The organism is Streptomyces sp. NBC_00358 (genome assembly GCF_036099295.1).
In the GTDB taxonomy this organism is placed as follows: Bacteria; Actinomycetota; Actinomycetes; order Streptomycetales; family Streptomycetaceae; genus Streptomyces.
The window spans coordinates 3,905,060-3,925,191 of record NZ_CP107976.1; the positions used below are offsets into that span (position 1 = coordinate 3,905,060).

Sequence of the window (20,132 nt, forward strand, 5' to 3'; positions counted from 1 at the left end):
CTTCGATGGCATGACACAGCAGGCGGTGCGCTGGACGGCGGATCAGGTGCTGGCACTGGCGCCTGACGCCGCGTCACGCAAGGCGGGGAGCAATCTCGGCGCGGCCGGCCCGTGGTCGGAGGCGGGCAGTACGGAGGAGGGGACGGTATGGGGACTGTGCAGGGGAAGCGGCAGCAAGCCGTATCAGACGGTCATCGACATCGCGGACTCGACGGGGCCCGCTTACAAGTGCAGTTGCCCGAGCCGGAAGTTCCCGTGCAAGCACGCGCTGGGACTGCTGCTGCTCTGGGCGGGCGCGGACGGCGCGGTGCCCGCGGGGCAGGCGCCGGACTGGGCCGCGCAGTGGCTGGAGGGAAGACGCAGGCGCGCGGAGGACAGGAGCGCGGCGGGCGGGGGATCTGGAGCGTCTTCGCCGAGTGATCCCGAGGCGGCGCGGCGCAGGGCGGAGCGGCGGGCCGGGCGGATCACCTCGGGGGCGGCCGAGTTGGAGCAGCGGCTGGCGGACCTGCTCCGCGGCGGCCTGGCCTCCGCGGAGCGGGCGGGGTACGGGATGTGGGAGGAGACGGCGGCCCGCATGGTCGACGCGCAGGCCCCCGGTCTGGCGGCACGCGTAAGGGAGTTGGGCGCGATCCCCTCGTCGGGACCGGGCTGGCCGGTGCGGCTGCTGGAGGAGTGCGCGCTGCTCCACCTCCTCGACCAGGGCTGGCTGCGGCGCGAGCGGCTGCCGGACGGCCTGGCCGCGACGGTCCGTTCCCGGGTCGGGCTGCCCGGCTCGGCGGACGGCCCGCCGGTGCGCGACCGCTGGCTGGTTCTCGCGCAGTACGACACGGCGGACGCCCGGCTCACGACGCGCAGGATCTGGCTGCACGGCGCCGAGTCCGGTCGCACGGCCCTGCTCCTCTCCTACGGCGCGGCCGGCCGGGCACCCGAACTGGCCCTTCCGGTGGGGCTGGCTTTCGAGGCGGAGCTGTCCGCGTACGCGGGTGACGGGCAGTTGCGGGCGGCGTTGGGCGAGCGGTTCACTCCCCCGGCGCCCTCGGTGATCCGGCCGCCGGGGCTGACCACGTCCCAGGCCGCCGCCCGCTACGGAGAGGCCCTGCGTGCCGATCCCTGGCTGGACTCGTACCCGGTCACCCTGGAGGGGGTCGTCCCGGCCCCGGACGGCGACGCCTGGCAACTCGCCGACGCCGACGGGAAGTCGGCTCTTCCCCTGAGCCCTGCTTCGCGGTCCCGCCCCGATCTGTGGCGTCTGGTCGCCCTCTCCGGAGGGGCCCCGGTCACGGTTTTCGGTGAGTGCGGCCACCGCGGCTTCACTCCGCTGACGGCGTGGCCGCGGGGCGCGGGCGAGGCGGTGCCGCTGTGCTGACCGCCGTCGCCGAGGGCACCCGTCCTCACCGCGGGCACCTGTCGCCACCGCGCGTCCCCGACGCCGCCCCGGCCACAGTCCCGACGGGCCCGACGACGGGCCCGGCCAACGCCGTAGCGGCCTGCGCCGCTGATGCCCTCCGTAGCTCCGCGGTGAAAGGACGCTCATGAACACGACCACGACCACGGACACAGCCTCGGGCTCGGACACGGTCTCGACCCCCGTCTCGGGCCCGGCCCCCGTCTCGACCCCCGTCTCGGGCTCGGGCCCGGTCTCGGGCTCGGGCTCGGGCACGGGCTCGGGCTCGGGCACGGGCACGGCCCCGGGCCCCGTCTCGGCCCCGGGCTCAGGCACGGGCACGGCCCCAGGCTCGGGCACGGGCACGGGCACGGCCCCGGCCCCGGCCCCGGCGGGGGCGTCCGTCGGCGGCTCCTGGGAGGAGCTCGTCACCGTGGCACTGCTCGGAACCGAGCGGCGTACGCCTCCGGGGCACCACCCCGGGCGGGAGGCGCCGGTGGCGCTGCTGGACGCCGCCGCGGTGGAGACCGTACGGCGGCGGGCCGGAGTGCGGCCGGCGCGGGCCGTCGCACCGCCGGAGCCCGCGGCGCCGGACCCGCGTCCCGCGCTGCCGCCCGCCGCGGCGCGCAGACTGGCGACGTTGCTGGCGGACCGCCCCGGGACGGGCGGGGGCGGTCGCAGAGGGGCGGCGCCCGACCTCATGGAGCTGCTGCCCCAGTGGCTGTCCCTGGCGAACGCACGTGGATTCGCCCCGCCTCCGCAGACCCTCCCCGCGTTGCTCGACGCCGCCAGGGGGCGCACGGACCTGCGGCCCGCGGCGCTGGCCTTCGCCGGGCCGCGGGCGTTGTGGCTGGCCCGGCTGAACCCGGAGTGGCGTTTCGCGTTGCGTTCCTCGCCCGGCGGCGGCGCCGCGCTTCCGGAGCCGGAGGAGGCCGGTCGCGTACGACGGCTGTGGCAGGAAGGGCTGTTCGCCGAGCGGGTCGCGCTGCTGGGGGTCGTACGGGCCAAGAGTCCGTCCGCCGCGCGCGAGTTGCTCGTCACGACCTGGGCGACGGAGCGGGCCGAGGACCGGCTGATGTTTCTCGACTCGCTGCGGTCCGGCCTGTGCGCCGAGGACGAACCGTTCCTCGAACGGGCCCTTGCCGACCGGAGCCGCAACGTACGGGCGACGGCGGCCGAGTTGCTGTCCGCCCTGCCGGGTTCCGCTCTCGCCGCGCGGATGGCGGCCCGGGCCGCCTCGTGCGTGGCCGTCGACCGTACGCGGGACACGCCGGCGATCGTGGTCGAGGCACCGCACGAGTGCGACGCGGCGATGGAGCGGGACGGTGTGGTGCCGAAGCCCCCGGCGGGCCGAGGTGAACGGTCTTGGTGGCTGGGCCAGTTGGTCGAGTCGACGCCGCTCGGGACCTGGCGGGACCGGCTCGGTGGCCGTTCCCCGGAGGAGGTGGTCGCCCTGCCCGTGGCGGACGGCTGGCAGGGCGAGCTGCACGGGGCCTGGTGCCGGGCGGCGGTGCGGCAGCGCGATCCCGGTTGGTCGAGGGCGCTCCTCGGGGCACCCTCTGCTCCGGAGGCAGGGGGGCCGGGGGCGGTTTCCCTGGCCGAGCGGGCCAAGCTCCTCGCCACGCTGGGCGCCGAGGAGCGGGCCGCATGGGTGGCGGGGTTCATCGGTACGCACGGACTGTCCGAGGCGTTCCAGTTGCTCGGGGTGTGCGCGGTGCCCTGGGCGGGCGGCCTCGGGCGGGCGGTGGTCGACGCGCTCGACATCGCGCGGGACGCGGGCAGCTATCCATGGAGCTTCAGCGGGGTGATGGGGCTGGCCGAACGGTGTCTCGACCCCGCGGAGGCGGGCCGGCTCGACGGTCTCACCTCGGTCCCCGACGAGTCGGAGAACGCGGTACCGGGGGCCGGCGGCTACTGGGCCGAGGCGTTCCAGCGGCTCGTGACGACCCTGCGCCTGAGAGCGACGATGTCCGCCGAGCTCACGACGCCGTGAGCCGCTCACAGGGCCTTACGCATGGCGCCGTGCGGCATTCCGGCGTCCGGGAACTCCGCTCCCGCCCCGCCGCGACCGGGGCGGCGGTACCGGCCCCGCTCCGCGCCCGCCACCCGCACCCGCACCCGCACCCGCACCCGCACCCGCCCGAGGATCGACACCCGCGCGACCTCGCTGCCCGCGCGGGGGCGCAAGCGGCCCGCGGGGCAGGTCGGGCCACCTACGGCACCCGGACCGCACGGCCCCTGGGACTGCGCGGCACGGCGACGCACCCGTGTCCCGGGCCAGGGCGACACCCCGGCCGACCGGGACGGCTCGTAAGGCTCGGAGAGTCCGTGCCGGCCCTTCTCCGGGGCCGGAGAAGGGCGAGGGCGGCCGGGTGGGAGCGCAGGCGCCCGCCGGTTACGCGCCGGCCGGCTGCCTGACGTTCGCCCGGACCCAGTCCACGATCGACACGGTCGTCGCGCCCGGCGTGAAGATCTCCGCGACGCCCTTCTCCTTGAGGGGAGCGATGTCCGCCTCGGGGATGATGCCGCCGCCGAAGACCTTGATGTCCTCGGCCTCGCGCTCCTTGAGGAGTGCGATGACCGCCGCGAAGAGCGTGTTGTGGGCACCGGAGAGGATGGACAGGCCGATCGCGTCGGCGTCCTCCTGGATCGCGGTGTCGACGATCTGCTCGGGGGTCTGATGGAGGCCGGTGTAGATGACCTCCATACCCGCGTCGCGCAGCGCCCGCGCGATCACCTTGGCCCCGCGATCGTGGCCGTCGAGCCCCGGCTTGGCCACCACCACGCGGATCGGACCGGCTGCCACACCCATCACTGCCTCCATGAACCGACTACATCAACCTGCGCCGACGAGGACTGCCGACACCTGCCTACGACTACTGACCGACTACCGACTGGCTGTCTTCCGGCTGACGGCCGGCTGACGATGGACGACCACTGATCGATCGTCGACCGATTGACCAGTAACGACTACCCGCTGTCACCAGCGGACGCCTGCCGGCCGCGCCGACTACTGACCATCGACACATACCGCACATTTTTCCGCTCGCCACACCGGATGACTCCGGATCGCCGATCGTGCCAAGCGGCACAGGCCCCCCGGCCCCAGTCGGCCGGGGAAGTGAACGAACGTTATCGCCAGCATCCCGCAACCGGCAGTTTCGCGGTGGAGACCGAGGGGGAAATCACACACTGGGACAAGTTCGCCGCGCACGGTTCCGTATCGCGGCACTGGCGCCGCAGGGAACTGCGGCGTACGGGCCACGGCCGGAGCCGGCGCAAGAAGAGCCGCGATCAGGTGGCCGCACCACCGCGCCGTCACGGGACGGCGAGGTGCTGGGGCACATCGGTGACGGCACGACAGCGGGGAGCAGGACCGGGCAAGAGGACACAAGGGAACACGAGGGCGACTCCACGCCACGACACGACGCCGGCGCACCCAGCCCGGCGGACCGTCGCGGAGGCGGGGTCGGTGTCGTATCCCGCGACCTCCGGTCGAGCACTCCGTAGCGCCGGCGGGGTCACACTCCGCGGACGCGCCGTCGGCCACCGCCGTCGCCGACCTCACGGCTTTCCACTAGGGCACACGGGGGACGGAGTGGTCCTGCCGCGTGCCGACTGGAGGTCGGCCATGAAGGTCACCGAGGCTGCGTCGCCCTTTCTCCCCCTGTGCCAGCGCCTGTTCCCGACCAAACTGGCAGGGCTGTCGGTGGCCCTCCTGAAGGCGACGGCCCTGGAGCTCGCGATCCTCGCCGGGCACCTCCTCCTCTACCCCTCCGGCATCACCCAGGAACGCCGCGCCGGTTCCCCGCTCCCCTCGCCCGATGGCGCGACCCGGCTGCCCACCGAGGCCAAACCCCCGGTCGTGCTGCTGCACGGCTTCATCGACAACCGCTCGGTCTTCGTCCTGCTCCGCCGCAACCTCGCCCAGCACGGCCGGCAGCACATCGAGTCCCTCAATTACTCGCCGCTGACCTGCGACATCCGCACCGCGGCCGAGCTGCTGGGCCGGCACATCGAGGAGATCTGCGAGCGCACGGGTCATGAGCGGGTGGACATCGTCGGGCACAGCCTCGGCGGACTGATCGCGCGCTATTACGTGCAGTGCCTCGGCGGCGACACCCACGTGCGCACACTCGTCACGCTGGGCACCCCGCACTCGGGCACCCGCGTGGCCCCCTTGATGAACGCGCACCCGATCGTCCGGCAGATGCGCCCCGGTTCCCCGGTGATCGAGGAACTGACCGGACCCGCCCCGGGCTGCCGTACGCAGTTCGTCAGCTTCTGGAGCGACCTCGATCATCTGATGGACCCGCTGGAGACGGCCTGCGTCGAGCATCCCGACCTGCTCGCCCAGAACGTCCGCGTGAGCGGTGTCGGCCATCTGGCGCTGCCGGTGCACCCGGCCGTCGCGACCGGGATCCGCCAGGCACTCGACATCGAGGTGTCGGGGGAAGCCCGCACCGGCGCCCGGATCAGCGGCCTCACGGTGGCCTGAGGACGGCCCGGGAGGGGCCTGGGAGCGGCCCGACGGCCGCCCCGCACCCCTCCCACACCCCCAAAATCTCGAACGCTTATCGAACGCCAGGCCAAGGCCTTGCCCGCCCTCCCCCGAAACACGGCCGATTGCCCGTTTCCCGGGAAGGGGAAACCTGCCGAAGATTGTCGCGCCCGCATACCGCCGGGTACAGTCGCCGCACTGCTCTGCCAGCCCCTGTTGTCGAGGCGAAAGAGAAGTTGGTGAACGACCGTCACCCGTCGGGGATCGCGACCGCCCCGGCTCCGGCTTCCGACGCCGCATCGGCGCTCTACGCGCCCTACGGTGCGCAAGAAGCCCAGTACGGCGACTTCACCGCGTACGGCGACCACTCCGCCACGGCTTTCGGCCCCGGTACCGACGCGGGCGTCCACCCGGACACGAACTTCGCCGGGGACCCGCTCTTCGGGGCCATGCCCGGCGGGGGCGACGGCACCGGTTCGTACGACGCCACGCAGTGGAACTCCGGCGCCCAACAGCCGCTGAACCACGACCCGTACGCGACGCAGCACCAGACCGCGTACACCACCGGCGGCCACGACACGAGCGCATGGGCGAACGGGTACCAGCAGCTCGCCGACATCCCCGCGCAGTACCCGGGCCCCGACGCCTCGGGCCAGTGGGACGCGAACGCCTGGATCCATCCCGAGCAGCCGCTCGACGGGACCCAGCAGTGGACCGTTCCGACGCAGCAAACGGGCGCGTACGACGCCACGCAGTGGAACTCCGCCGGCGGCCAGGACGTGTACCAGGGGTACGAGCACCCGCAGCAGGAGTCCTACGAACAGCGGCACCAGCAGGCCGAGTCGTACGGACAGCCGCACGCGGAGCCCGAGCCGTACGGCCATGACCTCACGCAGCTCGACATGACCTACGAGCACCCCTCCGAGCCGGCGGCCCAGGTCCCCTTCGACCAGCAGGCGACGTCGACCTTCGACCAGGCGGCCGACGGTGGGCTCGACTCCGACGAGGACGAGTTCGCCGGAGCCGACGCAGAGGATTTCGCCGACGCGGACGACTCCCACGGCTCTCACGACTCCCACGACGCGTACGACCCGTACGACGAGGAGCGCGAGAGGCCGCTGCTCGACGACATGGAAGAGGTCACCCCGGCCCGGCGCCCCGCACCGCGGACCGCTTCCCGCTCCCGGCGCCGCAGCCCCGCGAAACGTTCCGCTCTGCTGACCGTGGCGGTGCCCTCGGTCTGTGTCATGGGGGTCGCGGGGTTCGCCGCCGCCTCGGTGGGCGGCTTCGGCGGCTTCGGCGGGGACGACTCGAAGGACACGACGGCCAGCGCCTCCGACGCGACCGCCGTGAAGCCGTCGGCCGCCAACGTCAAACTGGACACCCAGCTCCAGAGTCTCTCCGCGGGCGCGGACGACTTCGCCGACCGGGCGAGCCGCACGCAGGAACGTATCGACCTCAAGACCCAGCAGGCGACGGAGAAGAAGAAGGCGGCGGAGGCGGCGGCCCGCAAGGAGCGGCTGCGTCCGAAGTTCGTCCTTCCGGTGACGCAGCGGGGCCTGAGCGCCTACTTCGGCCAGGCGGGCGTCAACTGGATGTCCGTGCACACGGGCATCGACTTCCCGGTCTCCTACGGGACGTCGGTGATGGCCGCGACCGACGGGACCGTGCGGACGCAGTGGAACAGCGCGTACGGCAACATGCTGATCCTGACCGCGATGGACGGCACGGAGACGTGGTACTGCCACCTCTCCTCGTACAAGGTCCCCTCCGGCACCACGGTGAAGGCCGGTGACCAGATCGCCTTCTCCGGGAACTCCGGCAACTCGACCGGCCCGCACCTGCACTTCGAGGTCCGTCCGGCCGGTGGCGCGGCGATCGACCCGCTGCCGTGGCTGCGCAGCCACGGCCTCGACCCCACGTAACGACCCGACCCCACGTAACGACCCGGGCGCGCGTGCCGACCCGGGGTCGGAGCGGATGAGCGCCGGGCCCCGGCCGTCATCGGACGGCCAAGGGTCCCCGCGACCGCGATCCGGTCCCGCGAACGATCTCGCGGGTTACAGCTTCTCCACCGGCGCGTACCGCAGCAGCAGCCGCTTCGGCTTGGGCTCCCCGAAGTCGACCGTCGCCTCCGCGTTCGCGCCCGTCCCCTTGACTCCGACGACGGTGCCGAGGCCGAACTGGTCGTGCGTGACCCGGTCCCCGACGGCCAGCGAGACCACCGGCTTCTCGGAGACACCACGGCGGGTGGCGAACCCGGAGGCACCCGAGGCCGCGGACCGCGAACGCGAGGACGAGAGGGAGGCGGCGACACCGGAGACGGGACCGGCCGGCATGGGCGCGGTCGCCCCCGTGCGCTTCCAGTCCAGATGGGTCGCCGGGATCTCCTCCAGGAAGCGGGAGGGCGGGTTGTACGAGGGCTGTCCCCACGCGCTGCGCATCGACGACCGGGTGAGGTAGAGCCGCTCCCGCGCGCGCGTGATGCCCACGTACGCCAGGCGCCGCTCCTCCTCCAGCTCCTTGACCTGTCCCAGCGCGCGCATGTGCGGGAAGACGCCGTCCTCCATGCCGGTCAGGAAGACCACGGGGAATTCGAGGCCCTTGGCGGTGTGCAGGGTCATCAGGGTGATGACGCCGTTGCCGTCCTCCTCGTCCGGGATCTGGTCGGAGTCCGCGACGAGCGCGACCCGCTCCAGGAACGCGGCGAGTCCGGCCGGGGTCTCGCCCTCACCCGTCTCCTGCTCGAACTCCAGGGCCACGGCGGCGAGTTCCTGGAGGTTCTCGATCCGGGTCTCGTCCTGCGGGTCGGTCGAGGCCTGCAACTCGGCGAGATAACCGGTGCGTTCGAGGACGGCCTCCAGGATGGTGGCGGGTCCCGCGCCGGACTCGACGATCGTACGGAGGTCCTCCATCAGCGTGTTGAACCGCTTGACCGCGTTGGTGGAGCGCGCGGCCATGCCGTAGGCCTCGTCGACGCGGCGCAGCGCCGCCGGGAAGCTGATCTTCTCGCGCTGCGAGAGGGCGTCGATCATCGCCTCGGCGCGGTCGCCGATACCGCGCTTGGGCACGTTCAGGATGCGGCGCATCGGGACCGAGTCCTCGGGGTTGGACAGCACCCTGAGGTACGCCAGGACGTCCCGGACCTCCTTGCGCTCGTAGAAGCGGACGCCGCCGACGACCTTGTAGGGCAGGCCTACGCGGATGAAGATCTCTTCGAAGACACGGGACTGCGCGTTCGTGCGGTAGAAGACCGCGACGTCTCCGGCCTTGGCCTCGCCCGCGTCGGTGAGACGGTCTATCTCCTCGGCGACGAACTGGGCCTCGTCGTGCTCGGTGTCCGCGACGTAACCCGTGATGTTCGAGCCCGCGCCCGCGTTGGTCCACAGGTTCTTGGGGCGGCGGGACTCGTTGCGCTCGATGACCGCGTTCGCGGCGGACAGGATCGTCTGGGTGGAGCGGTAGTTCTGCTCCAGGAGGATCGTCGTCGCGTTCGGGTAGTCCTCCTCGAACTGGAGGATGTTGCGGATCGTCGCGCCCCGGAAGGCGTAGATCGACTGGTCCGCGTCACCCACGACGCACAGTTCGGCGGGAGGCAGGTCGAACTCGCTGGGCGGTACGTCCACGGGGTGCTCGGAGGTCCCCACGAGCTCCCGCACCAGCGCGTACTGCGCGTGGTTGGTGTCCTGGTACTCGTCGACCAGGACGTGCCGGAAGCGGCGGCGGTAGTGCTCGGCGACGTCCGGGAAGGCGCGCAGCAGATTGACCGTGGTCATGATCAGGTCGTCGAAGTCGAGCGCGTTGGCCTCGCGCAGCCGCGACTGGTACATCGCGTACGCCTGGGCGAGGGTCTTCTCGAAGCCGTCGGTGGCCTGAGCGGCGAAGTCCTCCTCGTCGATCAGCTCGTTCTTCAGGTTCGAGATCTTGGCGCTGAACGACTTCGGCGGGAAACGCTTGGGGTCGAGGTCGAGATCACGGCAGACGAGCGCCATCAGCCGCTTGGAGTCGGCGGCGTCGTAGATCGAGAACGACGAGGTGAAGCCGAGCGTCTTGCTCTCGCGGCGCAGGATGCGGACACAGGCGCTGTGGAAGGTCATCACCCACATCGCGTTGGCGCGCGGGCCCACGAGCGCCTCGACGCGCTCCTTCATCTCGCCCGCGGCCTTGTTCGTGAAGGTGATCGCGAGGATCTGACCGGGGTGGGCGTTGCGCTCGCCGAGCAGATGCGCGATCCGGTGGGTGAGCACCCGGGTCTTGCCGGATCCGGCGCCGGCCACGATGAGCAGCGGGGAGCCGGAGTGCACCACGGCCGCGCGCTGGTTCTCGTTCAGCCCGTCCAGCAGGGCCGCCGGGTCGACGGCGGGCCGGGGCGCGCCGTCGCGGTAGTACGCGTCCCGGCTCGGCGGCACGTCGAACTTCCCGCCGAACAGATCGTCCGGAACCGGCTCCGGTACGTGATCGTCCTCGGGCGGCGGCGGGTGTTCGTCCTCGTGGGCCCCGGAGGGCTTGAGGTCCGCCAGGAAGCTGTCGTCAAAGAGGCTGCTCATCGCTCTCCGAGTCTAGGCCGCCCCACTGACAGCCCGCCGCCACCCCGGGAACTCCACCGGAGTTTGTGACGCGGATCCCGAACGGCGGGGGCGACGAGCGAGCCCTCTCGCTCCCCACGCTCGCGTGGGGAGCGGGAAAGTCCCCACGCTCGCGTCCCGCGCGTCTTCGTGCCCCTCGCGCGCGTGGCGCGCGTTTTCGGCCCGCACCCGCGCGTGCCCCGCGGGGAACCGGTCCGGAGATCCCTAGCATCGGGCGCATGCGCGATACACCGGACATGCCGGACACTTTCTCGTTCCGCGCCTGGCGGGAGGGGCGTCCGCCCGCCGTCGGGAGCGCCGTCATGGCCACCGGCATCATCTCGATCGGGCTGCACCTGACCGGTGACGAGACCCTCTCCCGGATCGCGCTGGTACTCGCGTCGGTCGCCTGGATCGGGCTCGCCGCGGACTTCGCCGTCCGGCTGGTCGGCGACCGGGAGCAGTGGCTTCGGCAGGCCGGCACCCCGGCCGGGCTCACCGCGGTCGCGGCGAGCAGCGTGCTCGGCACCCGGTTCTCCGAACTGGGGTGGCAAGGGGCGGCCGAGGCCCTGCTCGCCCTGTCGGCCGTGCTGTGGCCGATCCTGCTCCTGGCCGTCGTACGGCACCGGCGGCGGCGTATGGAGGGAGGTGTGTTCCTCGTCTGCGTGGCCACGCAGGGGCTCTCGGTCCTCGGCTCCACCATCGCCACCGCCGTGGGCTCAGACTGGCTCGCGCACGCGGCGATGGTGCTGTTCTGGCTGGGGATCGTGTTCTACGGGGTGTCGTTCGCCCACTTCGACCTCTGGGAGCTGAAGCGGGGCGCCGGGGACCAGTGGGTGGCGGGCGGGGCGCTCGGCATCTCGGCGCTGGCCGGGTCGAGACTCGTCGCCGCGCACCACGTGAACCCGTACCTGTGGAACAACGACGACCAGGGCGTCCTGCGCGCCGCGACCGCCGCGCTGCTGGTGCTGGATCTCGTCTGCTACTGCGTGCTGCTCGTCACGGAGGTGGTGTGGCCGCGCCTGCGGTACGACACACGGCGCTGGGCGACCGTCTTCCCGATGGGGATGACCGCGGTGGCGGCACTCTCGGTCGCGAGCGCCCTCGGCGTCTTCTGGCTCAAGGGGACGGGCCACGTGCTGCTGTGGATCGCGGTGGCGGCCTGGCTCGTGGCGGCCACGGGCGCCGTCCTCGCCGTCAGGTCCGCGACACGGAGGTGAGGGCGCCGGTCAGGCCTGCCGCGCGGGCGCGCGGAGCGAGGGCGCCGGTCAGGTCCACAGGACGGCGATGAAGATGTTCGCGACGGTGAGGAGCCCGACGAGACCGAAGAGGCCCTTGTCCACCTTCTCGTCGTCCCGCTTCACATAGACGAGCCCGAGAATCACGATCAGCAGGGCCAGCTTCACACCGATCTTGAAGGTGTTGACCGTGTTGCCGTCGGCCTGGTTGAGGCCGACCAGGGCGACACCGGTGACCAGCATGGTCAGCGCACCGTGCAGCATCGCGGGGACGAAGCGGGCCGTGCCCTGGCCCATCGCCTTCATCTGGGTGAAGAAGCCGCCGAGGAGTGCGGCGATGCCGATGATGTGCAGGCCGACGAAGAGGTGGATGAGTACGCCCATGGGGCCGGAGCCTAATCGCACGCCCTGACGCCCCTTCCCACCGGGCCACCCCCTTCGCTCCGCCCCCTCTCACCACCCTCTCGCCACCCGGCCATCGCGTGTCATCCATAGCACCGGCGCCACTCGGGTAGTCCGGGATTCGGCGCATCGGTCATCACCCTGTGTGAAGCCGACGGCTACGGACCAGATTCTTGGCCACATTGAGTCATCTGCCGATCCAATGGCGACAGTTCCGCACATAGCGTTACCAACGTCGCACCTCCAGGTTTAACGTCCTCCCCCAGGTGACCGGCTCCCCACCGCCGCCCGGGCCAGGGGCGGCAGTCGGACACCACCGCCGAGAAGGTCCGGCGGCGGCCCGCTCCCCCTGTGCGAGCCGCCGCCGGACGTGTCACCGCTTGACCGCACCCGCAAGGGCGGTCGCACGGAAGGATGTGGGCCCTCGTGGCAGCGCACCGCAAGACCAAGCAGCGCTCGATCGGCGGAAACACGGCCCGCACAGCAGTCACCATCGCCCTCGCGGGCGCGGCGACGGCGACCGGCTTCGACGGGGTCGGGCAGGCCGCCCCCCAGCTGTCCCCGGCGCAGGTGAAGGCCAAGGTCGACAAGCTGTACGAGGAGGCCGAGAGCGCCACCCAGAAGTACGACGGCGCCAAGGAGAAGGCCGACCGGACGGAGGCGCACCTGGGGACACTCCGCGACGAGGCCGCGCGCCGCGAGGACCGGCTCAACTCGGCGCGGGAAGCGCTGGGTTCGATGGCGGCGGCGCAGTACCGCAGCGGTGGACTCGACCCGGTGGTGCAGCTCGCGCTCTCCGACCACCCCGACCAGTACCTGGAGGGGGCCGCGTTCGCCGAACGGGTCGGCACCCGGCAGTCGGCGGCCGTCGCCGGGGTACGCAAACAGCTCTGGGAGATCGAGCAGTTGCGCGGCGCGGCGCACGTCGAGCTGACCTCGCTCAAGTCCCGGCAGACCGAACTGAAGCAGCAGAAGAGGACGATCAACGAGAAGCTCGACGCGGCCCGCCGACTGCTGGCGCGGCTCACCCCCGAGCAGCGGACCCAGTTCGCGGAGCGGGGCGGCGCGGGCGGGCAGCAGCACGTCTCACGGTCCTCGGCCCGCGGACCGGTGCCGGTGGCACCGTCCGGCACCTCCGGTACCGCCGTCGACGACGGCGGCGGCACCGTCGCGGCCCCGAACTCCCGGGCGGCGGCGGCCGTCGCCTACGCCTATTCGAAGCTCGGCAGCCCCTACGTCTGGGGCGCCACCGGACCCGACGCCTTCGACTGCTCCGGACTCGCCCAGGCCGCGTACCGTTCCGCGGGCATCTCGCTGCCCCGGACGACCTACTCCCAGATCAACGTCGGCCAGCGGGTCACCGTCTCCGAACTGCGCCCCGGCGACCTGGTGTTCTTCTACTCGGGCATCACCCACGTGGGCATCTACGTCGGCAACGGCCAGATGATCCACGCCCCGAATCCGTCGGCACCCGTACGGCTGGCCCCGATCAGCGAGATGCCCTTCGCGGGAGCGGCGCGGGTGGTGTGATCACCTGGCCCCGCATCCGGCCGCCTCAGACCAGCCGTCGCGCCGTCGCCCAGCGGGTCAGCTCGTGGCGGTTCGAGAGCTGGAGCTTGCGCAGGACCGCCGATACGTGCGACTCGACCGTCTTGACGGAGATGAAGAGCTGCTTGGCGATCTCCTTGTACGCGTAGCCCCGGGCGATGAGGCGCAGGACCTCGCGTTCGCGCTGGGTGAGACGGTCCATGTCCTCGTCGACGGGCGGGGCGTCGGTGGAGGCGAAGGCGTCGAGCACGAACCCGGCGAGGCGCGGCGAGAAGACCGCGTCGCCGTCCTGGACGCGGAAGACGGAGTCCACGAGGTCCGTGCCGGTGATCGTCTTGGTGACGTACCCCCGGGCGCCGCCGCGGATCACGCCGATCACGTCCTCGGCGGCGTCCGACACGGACAGCGCGAGGAAACGGACCGGCTGCTCCGCGTCGGCCATCAACGGGGCGCAGCGGCGCAGTACTTCGACACCGCCGCCGCCGGGAAGGTGGACGTCGAGGAGGACGACCTCGGGGCGGGTGGCGGTGATGACGGTGACCGCCTGGTCGACGTCCGCGGCCTCGCCGACCACCTCGACGCCGGTCCGCTCGGTCTCCCCGATCTCGGCCTGCACCCCCGTACGGAACATGCGGTGGTCGTCGACGAGCACCACACGCACCCGGCGCCCGCCCTCGGTTCCGGCCGGCCCCGTCCCGGCGGCCGCACCGGACGCGGCGGCAACGGGGGTCCCGCCGGCCGAACCGCCGGACTCCACAGGCTCGTTCGTGTCGCTCATGACGTCTTCTCCACCCTCTCCATCTCCAGCTCGACCTCCGTGCCGCCGTCCGGCACCGCGCGCAGTCGCGCCGTGCCACCGTTGCGCTCCATGCGGCCGATGATCGATTCTCTGACGCCCATGCGGTCGGCGGGTATCGCGTCGAGGTCGAAGCCGGGGCCTCGGTCGCGGACGGACACGAAGACCTTCCTGCCCTCGACTTCGGCGTAGACCTGTACGGCGCCGCCCTCGCCACCGTACTTGGCCGCGTTCACCATTGCTTCCCGCGCCGCCTGCATCTGCGCGGTCAGGGGGTCGTCGAGCGGGCAGTCGCCCACGACGACGACCTCGATGGGAACGCCGTGCTTGTCCTCGACCTCGGCGGCGTGGCGGCGGACCGCCTCGGCGAGGGTGTCGGGCTCCTCGTCCTCGTCCTTGCCGCTGCCCTCCGGCTTGTAGAGCCAGGCCCGCAGATCGCGCTCCTGGGCGCGGGCCAGCCGTCGCACCTCGTTCGCGTTCTCCGCGTTGCGCTGGATCAGGGTCAGGGTGTGCAGCACCGAGTCGTGGACGTGGGCGGCGACTTCGGCCCGCTCCTGCGCGCGGATGCGCATCAGGCGCTCCTCGGAGAGGTCCTGGGTCATCCGGATCAGATAGGGGCCGGCGAGCAGCGCGATGCCGACGAGGACCGCGAGCGCCGCCTGGAGCACCGAGCCGAGGTGGGCCGCGGAGCCCTGCAGGACGAATATCCCGGAGACGCCGGCGGTGACGAGCAGGACGCCCGCCGCCGAGCGCAGCAGCGTGAGCGTACGGCGACGGCGGCCGACCTCCGCCCAGCGGGCCCGCCGCGCGTTGTCCGCCTGGCGCCAGACCAGGGCGACGCCCGCCCCGACCAGGACGGTCGGCCACAGATACGCCTTCGTGCCGCCGCCGAGATTCACGTTGCCGACGAACACCATGGCCACGACGACCATGAGGAGCAGGGCGACGATCTGGCCCCTGTCCGGCTTGCGGGCCACGAGCCTGCGGCGGCCGTCGGGCGAGGTCTCGGTGGTGAACGCCGGTGTACGGCCGGAGCCGACGCCGCCGACGCCGAGCGGCACGAAGAACCAGAACGCGGCGTACAGCAGAGCGCCGAGCCCGTCCGCCATGAACAGTCCGACGAACATCAGCCGCACCCAGACCACGGGCAGCCCGAGATGCCCCGCGAGCCCTCGCGCCACGCCCCCGAGCCAGCGGCCGTCGCTGCTGCGGTAGAGCTTGCGCGGGGGCCGCGGTTCGTCGACGGGCATGGCTGCGGCTTCCGGCATGCCATCGATGTTCACACGCCCGGCGGACCGGAGCATCAGGGTCGGCCCCCGATACTCCCCTGATCTTCGGAATCCGGCCCGCTCGAACAGTCCCCGCCCTCCCCTCCGGGCGGATATCAGGGTTCGGCCAGGGTCATCCCGACTGCCGCCACGCCGTCCCGCCCGTCACCATGGACGCATGACAGATCAGCAGCACGCGGCGGCGGAGCCGGACCCCGGCACCGCTCCGGGTGATGAGCCGCGCGCTCACGGGGAGGCGGCACGGCCCGCGGGCCCCGGGACCGACTCCGAGGTGCCGCGCAGGTTCCGGCGCGACCGTCGGCAGAAGATGCTGGGCGGGGTGTGCGCCGGGCTCGGCCGGCAGTGCGACATGGACCCGGTGATCTTCCGGATCGTGCTCGCGGTGCTCGCCGCGACCGGCGGCATCGGCCTCATCTTCTACGGCTTCGCCTGGCTCTTCGTCCCGTACGACGAGGAGGAGGAGAACGAGGTCCGCAAGCTGCTCACCGGTCGTGTCGACGGCCAGGCCCTGACCGCCGTGCTCTTCGCGCTGGTCGGCTGCGGAGTGTTCCTGTCCATGCTGAAGAACGGCAGCGTGCTGACGTTCGCCGTCGTCCTGTCCCTGCTGCTGGCGGGCGCGGGCTACTGGTCGCAGAACCGCGGCGCCACCGACCCGGATCCCCTCGCCGCCCAGGCCGTGGCCGATGCCCCGCCGGAGGCGCAGGCACCGCCCGTCCCCGCCTCCTATCCCTCCTGGTGGCGCGATCCGATCGTCAAGGACGGTTCGCACGTCGGCGGGACCGGATACATGTGGGGCCCGCCGGAGACCCGGGACCGTGATGTCGCCGCCGCGCTCAACATCGCCCGCGGCACCTCCCGCCCCGACCCGCGCCCGGAGCGGGAGCCGAAGCCGCGCGGCCCCCGCCCGACGGGCGGCCGGATCTTCCTGCTCGCCCTTCTCGCGGGCGGCCTCGGCACCGGACTGACCTGGCACGACCAGGCGCTCGGCACCAGCCTTCAGACCGGACTGGCAGCCGCCCTCATCGTGTTCGGCCTGGGCATCGCCCTCAGCGCCTTCCGCGGCCGGACGGGCGCGGGAACACTCTTCCTGGCCGTGCTCACCGCAGGTCTCCTCGCGGCCTCCGCGGCCCTGCCGAAGGACATCGACACACACTGGGTACGGACGAACTGGACCCCGGCGACCGCCGCCGACCTGCGGCCGCGCTACGAGCTCGGCACGGGCGTCGGCACCCTCGACCTGACCGGTGTCGACCTCGCCAAGGGGCAGACGGTGAAGACCGCCGTTCAGGTGGGAGCGGGCCGGCTGAAGGTGATCGTCCCCAAGGACGCGACCGTGCGGCTCACCATCGAGGTGGGCGTCGGCGACATCCGGTTGCCGGGTGACGACAAGAAGGACGTGGACGTGGAACCCGGGAAGCACCAGCAGAAGACCCTGCCTCCGGCGACGGACGGCAAGAACAGCGGCACCTTCGACCTCGATCTCCAGGTCGGCGTGGGCCAGGCGGAGGTGGCCCGTGCCGCGTCATGAGTTCCAGCCCGGAAAGCTGGTGGTGGGCCTCTTCCTCACCGCCGGGGGCGTCGCCTACGCGGGAGACGCGGGCGGCTGGTGGGACACCGAGTGGTTCGCGATCATCCCGGTCGTGGTCGTCGGCCTCTGCCTCGCGGGCGCCGTGGCCTCGGTGACCCACGGGATACGCAGACGCCGCGCGAACCGGGGTCCGCGCGGCGTGAACTCCTAGGACCGCCCTAGCGGTAGGCCCCGGCGCGTTGCCTGCGCCGGGCTCGTAGAGCCGAGTCCACGGAGAAGAGCGAGGCGCCCGCCAGGACGAGGGGGGTCCAGGCCATCATGTAGGCGAGGTCGTTGCCGTAGTAGTACGGGTCGGAGCCCCAGCTCACCGTCAGCCACAGGCTGAGCGAGATGAGTGCGCCGCCGAGTGCGGCGATGCGGGCCAGCAGACCTATCAGGGTGCCGATTCCGACGGCCAGTTCACCGAACGCGATGGCGTACCCGAAGCCGACGGGGTTCTTCAGGGACAGGTCGACAAGGGCCGGTATGGCGGAGGAATTACGCACGTTGTGCATCAGGTCGCCGATCGAGCCCGGCCCGGAGGCCTTCATGAAGGCGCTGTTGGTCAGTTTGTCGAGGCCGGCGTAGATGAAGGTGACGCCGAGGAAGAGACGCAGTGGCAACAGGGCGTAGCGGGTCGCGGTCTCCCGCCAGTCCCGCCTCTCATCCAGATACTGGGTGTGAGTGTCCGTCCGCATACCGTGAGTCATCGCTCTCCGCCGCCTCTCGCCCGCGTGCCGTTGACCACTCAACAGACCATACGTACGAATCCGTTCCCCGACTCAGTCCCAGGAACCTTTTTTCGGGCTCCACCTCACAGAATGCGTCGCGCCACCCCACCACCCCCGGGCACCCCACAACACCTCTTCGCCGACCGGGGCTGAATTTTCAGGCTGAACCGTCACGCAGGTGAGGGCCGCACCCAAACCACCACGCACCCGCAGCCGGGACCCGGCGCGAGGGGCCGTGCCGGTACATCAAATGCCCGCAGGCCGGACGGATCAGCACCCGCCCGCACACCGGAACGCCGGGGGGATCCGTTCGGATGCGGGCGGATGTACCGGCGCGGCCCCGCCCCACCACCGGACCGAACCCGACCCCCCACCGGACCGGACCCGGCACCGCGACCCTCGACGCAGCGAGCCCTCAGTCCGTCACATCGATCTCGTAGCGATTCGTCTCGACCCCCGCCGCGGTGACCACCTGCACCTCCACCCGCCCCGGCTCCACATCCACCGGAACCGGCACCGTCAGCACCGCGTCCGTCGGATTGCTGAACCCCCCGGACACCGGCACCAGCGGCACGTGCACATGCACCGCCCCGATCCGCACGACCATCCGCGACAGCCGGTCCGCGTTCTGCGCCCCGGGCGGCACGAACCCGGCCCCCCGGATCTCGATGTCGTCCCCGGTACGGATGGGCGCGTCCAGATCGCCCGCCTCGCGGGACCGGACCACGGAGAGGATCACCGGCCGCCCGCCCTCGGCGTACTTCCCGGCGAGATAGGTCGCGGCCGACACCAGCACCAACAGGGCCAGCCCCCACGGAAGGTCCGGCAACTGCCACGGCCGCCGCGCCAGCCGCACCGCCGCGAAGACCAGGGCGACCCCGCTGATCACGACGTACTGGATGTCGGCGAAGCTCCCCCGCCCGGAGTCGTCGGTCAGCAGGTCCGCCGCGCGCGGCCGGTCCGCGCGCACCTTCTGCAGCCGCTGCCCCAGCACCCGCAGCCCGACCACGCGCCGCACCAGCACCGCGACCCCGCACACCACGGCGACGACGGTCACGACACCGGCGCCCCGGGCGAGTTCGAGCCCGGCGATGAGCTGGTCCCGGCGGCCGTGCTCGGAGGCCACCGCCAACTGCCCCACCAGCACGAGCACCGCGAACACCACGAGCAGCACCCAGCCGGCGGCGACCGCGCGGGAGGTGGAGAGCCGGTTGTCCTCGCCGATGACCGGCGCGAGGGCCCCGCCCCGCGCCCGGTGCAGCCGGGCCGCCCCCGTCAGGAGTCCGGCCAGGAGGACGGAGGCGAGCAGTCCGGCCGTCCGTGCAGCCGTCCAGCCGGCCCCGATCGCGGTGAGCGCCTGGCCGAGGAGGAGGGCGACGACGGCGGCCCAGACGGTGTACGCGGTGTACCGCCACTGCCTGCCGAGCCATGCCTCGCCTTCGAGGCGGCCGCGTTCGGCCACGAGGTTCGCGGACTGGGTGAGTTCTTCGGACACCCACTGCCGGGAAGCGGAGGCCGAGTGCGCGACGGCGGCGGGCAGCCCCTGCCCGGACGCGAACGCGTCGCGCTTGGCGAGGAACGCGGCGACGGCACGCCGGTGCCCCGCCCGTGCCCCGTGCGGGCAGTCCCCGCACGTGCAGCCGCCCTCGTGCACAACCGACCCTCCGCCCAGGTCTCCGCTCAGGCCCCCGCCCGTTCCGCCACCGGGACCACCGCTCCGCCCGCCGCCGGATCCGCCGCCCGGTCCGGTGCCCGAACCGGCACCCGACCCGGCACCGTGCCCCGCACCGTGTCTCGCCTCCTGCACCGCCACGCCCACTGCCGCCTTCCCGCGCCAGAAAACTCCGTACAGCCGAAGCGCCACACACGCCCGACCGCCACACCGCCGGAACGCCACACGCCCGACCGTCAAATCGCCCGAAATCAGCACCGATCGACCGCCGGAGCGACCGACCGCCGGACCGACCGTCCGCCCACGATACGAAGCGCCCGTCAGGCCGCGCGCGGGCGGGATCCCGTACACCCCCCGGCCGTCGTACGGCCTGATCCGGTACGCCCGGACGGGACCGGCCGCCGTGCGACCGGAGGTGATGTGCCCGACCATCGCACAC

Annotated in this window: 16 protein-coding genes; 8 read left to right on the plus strand and 8 right to left on the minus strand. The window is 72.4% G+C overall.

The features are described from left to right. Positions 1-10 precede the first annotated feature (10 nt). Positions 11-1,366 (plus strand): SWIM zinc finger family protein, encoded by a 1,356-nt coding sequence (locus OHT01_RS16270; RefSeq protein WP_328553882.1) that lies wholly within the window; start codon positions 11-13, stop codon positions 1,364-1,366. Positions 1,367-1,532: 166 nt separating this feature from the next. Then, positions 1,533-3,377 carry a DUF5691 domain-containing protein gene (locus OHT01_RS16275; protein WP_328553883.1) on the plus strand — a complete coding sequence of 615 codons (1,845 nt, stop codon included), beginning with the start codon at positions 1,533-1,535 and terminating at the stop codon, positions 3,375-3,377. 5 nt (positions 3,378-3,382) lie between these two features. Here the strand turns inward: OHT01_RS16275 and OHT01_RS16280 are convergent, their stop codons facing one another. Then, positions 3,383-3,538 (minus strand): hypothetical protein, encoded by a 156-nt coding sequence (locus tag OHT01_RS16280; RefSeq protein ID WP_328553884.1) that lies wholly within the window; start codon positions 3,536-3,538, stop codon positions 3,383-3,385. Between the two features lie 241 nt (positions 3,539-3,779). Continuing rightward, positions 3,780-4,196, minus strand: a complete 417-nt coding sequence (locus OHT01_RS16285; protein ID WP_037626795.1) for a cobalamin B12-binding domain-containing protein — start codon at positions 4,194-4,196, stop codon at positions 3,780-3,782. A gap of 819 nt (positions 4,197-5,015) precedes the next feature. On the opposite strand from OHT01_RS16285, the gene OHT01_RS16290 reads away from it, so the two are divergent. Beyond that, on the plus strand, positions 5,016-5,882 hold the full coding sequence (locus tag OHT01_RS16290; RefSeq protein WP_328553885.1) for an esterase/lipase family protein: 867 nt from the start codon (positions 5,016-5,018) through the stop codon (positions 5,880-5,882). 242 nt (positions 5,883-6,124) lie between these two features. Then, a complete protein-coding gene (locus OHT01_RS16295) occupies positions 6,125-7,810 on the plus strand; it encodes a M23 family metallopeptidase (RefSeq protein WP_328553886.1) in 1,686 nt (561 codons plus the stop codon). Positions 7,811-7,945: 135 nt separating this feature from the next. On the opposite strand, the gene pcrA is transcribed toward OHT01_RS16295, so the two are convergent. Beyond that, positions 7,946-10,432, minus strand: coding sequence for a DNA helicase PcrA (pcrA, locus tag OHT01_RS16300; RefSeq protein ID WP_328553887.1), 2,487 nt, complete (start codon positions 10,430-10,432; stop codon positions 7,946-7,948). 257 nt (positions 10,433-10,689) lie between these two features. Between pcrA and OHT01_RS16305 the strand changes: the two genes are divergently transcribed. Continuing rightward, a complete protein-coding gene (locus tag OHT01_RS16305) occupies positions 10,690-11,670 on the plus strand; it encodes a tellurite resistance/C4-dicarboxylate transporter family protein (RefSeq protein WP_328553888.1) in 981 nt (326 codons plus the stop codon). 48 nt (positions 11,671-11,718) lie between these two features. Here OHT01_RS16305 and OHT01_RS16310 read toward each other — a convergent pair whose 3' ends face one another. Continuing rightward, positions 11,719-12,072, minus strand: coding sequence for a hypothetical protein (locus OHT01_RS16310; protein ID WP_328553889.1), 354 nt, complete (start codon positions 12,070-12,072; stop codon positions 11,719-11,721). Between the two features lie 444 nt (positions 12,073-12,516). Between OHT01_RS16310 and OHT01_RS16315 the strand changes: the two genes are divergently transcribed. Beyond that, complete coding sequence (locus tag OHT01_RS16315) at positions 12,517-13,620, plus strand: C40 family peptidase (RefSeq protein ID WP_328553890.1); 1,104 nt, start codon at positions 12,517-12,519, stop codon at positions 13,618-13,620. Positions 13,621-13,645: 25 nt separating this feature from the next. Here the strand turns inward: OHT01_RS16315 and OHT01_RS16320 are convergent, their stop codons facing one another. Both OHT01_RS16320 and OHT01_RS16325 read right to left on the minus strand, forming a co-directional pair. Continuing rightward, positions 13,646-14,416: a response regulator transcription factor gene (locus tag OHT01_RS16320; protein ID WP_328553891.1), complete on the minus strand. Its 771-nt coding sequence runs from the start codon at positions 14,414-14,416 to the stop codon at positions 13,646-13,648. After that, complete coding sequence (locus OHT01_RS16325; RefSeq protein WP_328553892.1) at positions 14,413-15,702, minus strand: ATP-binding protein; 1,290 nt, start codon at positions 15,700-15,702, stop codon at positions 14,413-14,415. Before OHT01_RS16325 ends, OHT01_RS16320 begins: the two co-directional genes overlap by 4 nt. A 178-nt stretch (positions 15,703-15,880) precedes the next feature. Here OHT01_RS16325 and OHT01_RS16330 point away from each other — a divergent pair, with 178 nt between their 5' ends. After that, a complete protein-coding gene (locus OHT01_RS16330) occupies positions 15,881-17,251 on the plus strand; it encodes a PspC domain-containing protein (RefSeq protein ID WP_328553893.1) in 1,371 nt (456 codons plus the stop codon). After that, entirely contained in the window at positions 17,238-17,462 is a 225-nt protein-coding gene (locus tag OHT01_RS16335; RefSeq protein WP_328553894.1) for a hypothetical protein, read from the plus strand. The genes OHT01_RS16330 and OHT01_RS16335 overlap by 14 nt, the downstream gene beginning before the upstream one ends. Positions 17,463-17,469: 7 nt before the next feature. On the opposite strand, the gene OHT01_RS16340 is transcribed toward OHT01_RS16335, so the two are convergent. After that, on the minus strand, positions 17,470-18,000 hold the full coding sequence (locus OHT01_RS16340) for a DoxX family protein (RefSeq protein WP_328553895.1): 531 nt from the start codon (positions 17,998-18,000) through the stop codon (positions 17,470-17,472). Positions 18,001-18,436: 436 nt separating this feature from the next. After that, a complete protein-coding gene (locus tag OHT01_RS16345; protein ID WP_328553896.1) occupies positions 18,437-19,675 on the minus strand; it encodes a hypothetical protein in 1,239 nt (412 codons plus the stop codon). Positions 19,676-20,132 lie beyond the last annotated feature (457 nt).

Excerpts from the sequence above, each read along its gene's own strand:
- OHT01_RS16320 (WP_328553891.1), bottom strand. The coding sequence starts at position 14,416 with ATGAGCGACACGAACGAGCCTGTGGAGTCCGGCGGTTCGGCCGGCGGG.
- OHT01_RS16275 (WP_328553883.1), top strand. The coding sequence starts at position 1,533 with ATGAACACGACCACGACCACGGACACAGCCTCGGGCTCGGACACGGTC.
- OHT01_RS16325 (WP_328553892.1), bottom strand. The coding sequence starts at position 15,702 with ATGCCGGAAGCCGCAGCCATGCCCGTCGACGAACCGCGGCCCCCGCGC.
- OHT01_RS16330 (WP_328553893.1), top strand. The coding sequence starts at position 15,881 with ATGACAGATCAGCAGCACGCGGCGGCGGAGCCGGACCCCGGCACCGCT.
- pcrA (WP_328553887.1), bottom strand. The coding sequence starts at position 10,432 with ATGAGCAGCCTCTTTGACGACAGCTTCCTGGCGGACCTCAAGCCCTCC.
- OHT01_RS16290 (WP_328553885.1), top strand. The coding sequence starts at position 5,016 with ATGAAGGTCACCGAGGCTGCGTCGCCCTTTCTCCCCCTGTGCCAGCGC.
- OHT01_RS16340 (WP_328553895.1), bottom strand. The coding sequence starts at position 18,000 with ATGACTCACGGTATGCGGACGGACACTCACACCCAGTATCTGGATGAG.
- OHT01_RS16305 (WP_328553888.1), top strand. The coding sequence starts at position 10,690 with ATGCGCGATACACCGGACATGCCGGACACTTTCTCGTTCCGCGCCTGG.
- OHT01_RS16270 (WP_328553882.1), top strand. The coding sequence starts at position 11 with ATGACACAGCAGGCGGTGCGCTGGACGGCGGATCAGGTGCTGGCACTG.
- OHT01_RS16285 (WP_037626795.1), bottom strand. The coding sequence starts at position 4,196 with ATGGGTGTGGCAGCCGGTCCGATCCGCGTGGTGGTGGCCAAGCCGGGG.
- OHT01_RS16310 (WP_328553889.1), bottom strand. The coding sequence starts at position 12,072 with ATGGGCGTACTCATCCACCTCTTCGTCGGCCTGCACATCATCGGCATC.